The organism is Bacillus cereus group sp. N21 (assembly GCF_016483395.1).
Taxonomy (GTDB): domain Bacteria; phylum Bacillota; class Bacilli; order Bacillales; family Bacillaceae_G; genus Bacillus_A; species Bacillus_A pseudomycoides.
In genome coordinates, this window is sequence record NZ_JAEHBX010000137.1 from 1 (window position 1) to 4,684 (window position 4,684).

The following is a 4,684-nucleotide window of genomic DNA, read 5'->3' on the forward strand; positions in this document are numbered from 1 at the left end:
TGAATATTAGCATTTGATTGATCCAACAGTTGTCAAATTTATACCGCAGCATATCATGTGCTAAGCCATAATGTCTCACCTGCTGAGCCAATAATATTTCATTGATAGTATCAGTTGACAATAGTTTGATTTGTGATTATACTTCTTTACATATTCAACGTTGAATAAACAAAGGAGAAATCCGAATGACAAAATTATTAGTTTTAGCTATGCTTAGTATGCAGCCCATGTCTGGTTATGAAATTAAATCTATGCTAGAAATGAACGATGCCCAAAGATGGGCCGGTGTTTTACCCGGTTCGATCTACAATGCGCTAAAAAAACTTGAAAAAGACGGATATATTGAAGTGGCTAGTATAGAAAATAGCGGCCACCGCCAAAAGGCAATATATAAGATTACTTCAAAGGGTGAAGAATACCAAAAGCAGTTAGTCCTAGAATGTCTTGGAAGCGCAAAAATCAATTACCCTACCGATCTGTATTCGGGAATTTCTCTAGCATATCAGCTTCCTAAAGATGAAGCGATCGAAAAACTGACGAAAAACAAAGAACAATTAGTCCGTGAGTCACAAGCTGTAAAGACTGGTATGGAAGCTAAGGAAAAGGCATTACAAGGAGAAATTCCACAACTGACAAAGATAGTTTTTGAGCATATGTTTGATGTTATCAAGGTTCAGATCAAGCTGATTGAAGCTACTATATCTATTATTGAACAAAAATCGTAAAGCCATTTATTGTGGCTTTACTTATTACCTCGATAGTCAAAGTTGAATATACAAAGGAGAATAAACATGAAATTAATCGAATTTACAAATGTTGAGAAAAGTTTCAAGGGTAGAAAAGTAATCAATAATCTGAGCTTTTCTATTAACAGCAACGAAGTTGTAGCATTAGTCGGCACCAATGGTGCTGGAAAAACGACAACTATTCGAATGCTTTTAGGAATAAGTCAACCGGATAGTGGAGTCATTAAGCGGTGGACTAAAGACTTTAATGAAAAAGTCGGAGCACAATTACAAGCAACACCATTTTTTGAAGGCTTCAATGTAGAGGATAATTTAAAACTCTTTGGTACTTTTTATCAATCCGATATGACGAATGAAACGATGGAGAAGATTTTGAAGAATTACAATTTAGCGGATGCAAAAAGCACTTTAGCCTCAAAACTCTCACTTGGTCAACAGAAAAGATTAGCTATTAGCATTACAACGCTACATGATCCTGAATTTGTCATTTTAGATGAACCATCTGCAGGGCTTGATCCTAGTGGACAAAGAGATATTCAAAACATGATACGTCAATTAAAGTCTCGAGGAAAAAGTGTTTTATTTTCGTCACACGATATGTTGGAAGTTCGTAATACTGCTGACAGAATTATGATTATGGATCAAGGTACCTTGTTGGAAGACGGCGCACCGGAATTTTTACTCAACAAATATGGCGTTTTAGATTTAGAAGAATTGTTTTATCGACTAACAAAAAAGGAGAATTTGTATGTCTAATATAATTCGGATCTCACTCAATAAGAATGTTAAGGATATCTATTTGTTGTTTTGGTCGATTTTTTTGCCTTTGGCAGTATTGATTGGTCTTTCCTATTTCAATATTGGCATAAGCGATAATACTTTATTTGGAATATTAACGATAAGTATCTTTTTCTACTGCTGCACGACAAATTCTTTTTCCGTATTTGCTCAAAGAAAGCGCGGTGTTTTTGATTTACTAACGATCACTCCCTTTTCATTGTGGAAATATCTCAGCAGCATTACTTTAAGCCAAACGATTATCGTTTGTATTGTATCTACGATACTGGTAACTATCGAAAACAGCTTATTTAATATCGGAATGTCAGTTCTACAAATTGTATTATTTATTCCACTGTTCTTTCTTGGCTCGGCAATTTTCACCTTACTTGGTTTTTGCCTATCAGCGATTCCTAAGAACGAAGGCCAATTAAGTATCACTTCTAATCTAGTAATGATCCCTCTGTTACTATGTAGTAGTGTTTTCTTAAATCTAAGCAATACACCTAAATTAGTTCAGTGGATCAGTTGGATAAACCCAGTTGAGTGGTTACAAAATGGGTATAGATCTGTGATAAGCAGCTCTCTTCCCAGTTATCTGATTTCAATAGTTGTTCTCTTGATTTTCTTAGCAGTTTTTCTAGTTATTTCGAAGAAATCATTTCAAACAAAAGAAAAATGATGAAGGATCAAGATGAGGAGGACTGTCATTGATCAATTATCTAAAGATTTTACAGATGTATTTTAATGGTAACTCTCAGCGAACAATCAGTGCCTCTACAGGTCACTCAAGAACAACCATAGGAGAAGTAATTCAACGGGCGAATCAGAAGAACATCACGAAATTAACAAAAGAAATGGATAATCTTTTGATATTTAACTACTTATTTCCTGAAAGACAAATTCTAGAGAAAGGTTACTTTCCTATTGATTGGGAATACGTTCATAAAGAACTGATGAAGAAAAATGTAACTTTACACCTTCTGCATAAAGAGTATGAAACTAGCGCTAGAAACGCGAAGAAAATCCCCTATTCTTACAGTACATTCTGTAGAAGTTATCGTTCTTATGCGAAAACCTACAAATTAACAATGCCCATAAAACGAAAACCAGGAGAAATAATGGAAGTAGATTGGGTGGGATCTTCTTTGAACCTGATTGATTGCGAAACAGGGCAAAATGAAAAAGTATACCTATTCATAGCGACTCTTCCGTACAGCCAATACTTCTATGTGGAAGGTTTTATGAATATGAAGATGGATAGTTGGCTTAGTGGTCACATTCACGCTTACGAATATTTCAATGGTGTAACTGATGCCTTGGTGTCAGATAATCTGAAAACCGGTGTCATCAAAGCTGATCGATTAGATCCTATCTTAAACGAAGCATACAGACAACTGGCTGATTATTATCATACAGTCATAGTCCCAGCAAGAGTTCGGAAACCCAAAGATAAAGCCTCTGTAGAAGGAACAGTTGGGTTTGTATCCCGATATATTATCGCTTCTTTAAGAAACTATCAGTGTTTTTCCATTGTAGAGTTAAACAATAGAATTCATGAAAAAATGGAAGAGATCAACAAAACTCCATTCCAAAAAAGAGCAGGTTCGAGAGAATCTGTTTTTCTTGAGGAAGAGCTTCCGTTTCTTCATCCGCTGCCGCAAAAAACATTTCAACTTTCTGAGTGGAAAACAGCTAAAGTTCAACTTAATTACCATGTTCAAGTAGATCGGATGTATTACTCCGTTCCATTTGAGTACGTTCAAGATAATGTAGAAATCCGCTTGTCCAAAGATCTAGTAGAAATCTATTATAAAGAGCTGCGGATTGCCACTCACAAACGTTTATACAGCCCTCTAGGGCAACATTCAACCAACACGGCTCATATGCCCGAAAATCATCTAAAATATCTTGAACATACTCCCGAAAACTCTTTAACATGGGCAGATAACATTGGAAAAAACACAAGAAAATTGATTGAGATTATTCTCGATTCTACTATCGAAAAAAAAGCTCTTCGATCTCTCTTGTCTCTTCAAAATACTTTGAAAAAATATTCAAAATCCGAGCTAGAAATAGCCTGTGAAACTGCCGTCTCAGTTGCCAGCAATCCAACGGTATCTTTAGTGAACACAATACTGAAACGAAATAGAGAAAAAACTGAACTAAGCTCCAGTCACGAAAACATTGGTCATGAAGTTTCGCAAGACTATGGCTTCACACGAGGAGCACGGTACTTTGGGAGTGGGAAATCTGATGAATAGTGAAACGATTCGGAAATTATCCGAGATGAATTTAAAAGGAATAATTGAGTCTTATGAAGCTCAATCGGTCAATCCAGAATACAAGCAAATGTCATTTGAACAAAGATTTCAGCTATTAGTGGATTTCGAATATTCTAGGCGTCAATCTAATCGACTGCAGCGACTGATAAAATCAGCTTCCCTTAACGTTCCTACCGCTTGTGTAGAAGATATAGAATATCATCCAGATCGTCACTTAGATAAAGAACTAGTCCTCGAATTAGCAACCTGTAATTACATTCGAGAAGCTCATAATGTCATTCTTATGGGAGCCTCCGGAAATGGTAAAACGTGGGTATCTAATGCTCTGGCCGTTCAGGCTTGCCGGCACTTCTATCGTGTTAAGTACATTCGATTGCCGGAGTTGCTCGATGAACTCACGGTAGCTAAAAACCAAGCAGACGGAAGCTTCCGAAAACTGATTACTAAGTATAAAAAAGTCGATCTATTAATTTTAGATGAATGGCTTCTAGTGGATCTAACCCTTGAGCAAGCTACTTATCTATTTGAAATAATTGAAGCTCGTATTAGAGTTTCTTCAACGATTTTATGTTCGCAATTTGCCCCTGAAGGATGGCACTCAAAACTTGGTCAGGCGCAATTAGCAGATGCCATACTCGATAGAATTGTTCATGACTCCTACAAAATCTTAATTGATGGAGAGGTATCTATGAGAGAACGTCATGGGCTGTCAAAATCAAAGAAAAAGTAAATGATAAGCAGGAAATAGTATCTATTGATGTAGAGACTATTCCCTGCTTTTTATAATGGTTCATTATAAGATAATAGGTGGACTATAGAATGAAATTCACTGGTACAAAACTATAAATTCCCGGCCCAATTCAATTAGAATATTCA

5 protein-coding genes are annotated in these 4,684 nt (G+C 36.1%); all 5 read left to right on the forward strand.

Annotated features, from left to right (window positions below; all coding sequences use genetic code 11):
• Positions 1 to 185 precede the first annotated feature (185 nt).
• The 5 genes from JDS96_RS29565 (at position 186) to istB (ending at position 4,538) form a co-directional block, all read left to right on the forward strand.
• Positions 186 to 725, forward strand: a complete 540-nt coding sequence (locus JDS96_RS29565; protein ID WP_199668971.1) for a PadR family transcriptional regulator — start codon at positions 186 to 188, stop codon at positions 723 to 725.
• Between the two features lie 66 nt (positions 726 to 791).
• Positions 792 to 1,502 carry an ABC transporter ATP-binding protein gene (locus JDS96_RS29570; RefSeq protein WP_088094531.1) on the forward strand — a complete coding sequence of 237 codons (711 nt, stop codon included), beginning with the start codon at positions 792 to 794 and terminating at the stop codon, positions 1,500 to 1,502.
• Positions 1,495 to 2,205, forward strand: coding sequence for an ABC transporter permease (locus tag JDS96_RS29575; protein ID WP_199668972.1), 711 nt, complete (start codon positions 1,495 to 1,497; stop codon positions 2,203 to 2,205). The genes JDS96_RS29570 and JDS96_RS29575 overlap by 8 nt, the downstream gene beginning before the upstream one ends.
• Before the next feature lie 28 nt (positions 2,206 to 2,233).
• The gene (gene istA, locus JDS96_RS29580) at positions 2,234 to 3,787 is read left to right on the forward strand and encodes an IS21 family transposase (RefSeq protein ID WP_199668973.1); all 1,554 of its coding nucleotides are present in this window, start codon (positions 2,234 to 2,236) and stop codon (positions 3,785 to 3,787) included.
• Positions 3,777 to 4,538, forward strand: coding sequence for an IS21-like element helper ATPase IstB (gene istB / locus JDS96_RS29585; RefSeq protein WP_374221024.1), 762 nt, complete (start codon positions 3,777 to 3,779; stop codon positions 4,536 to 4,538). Before istA ends, istB begins: the two co-directional genes overlap by 11 nt.
• Positions 4,539 to 4,684: the final 146 nt, after the last annotated feature.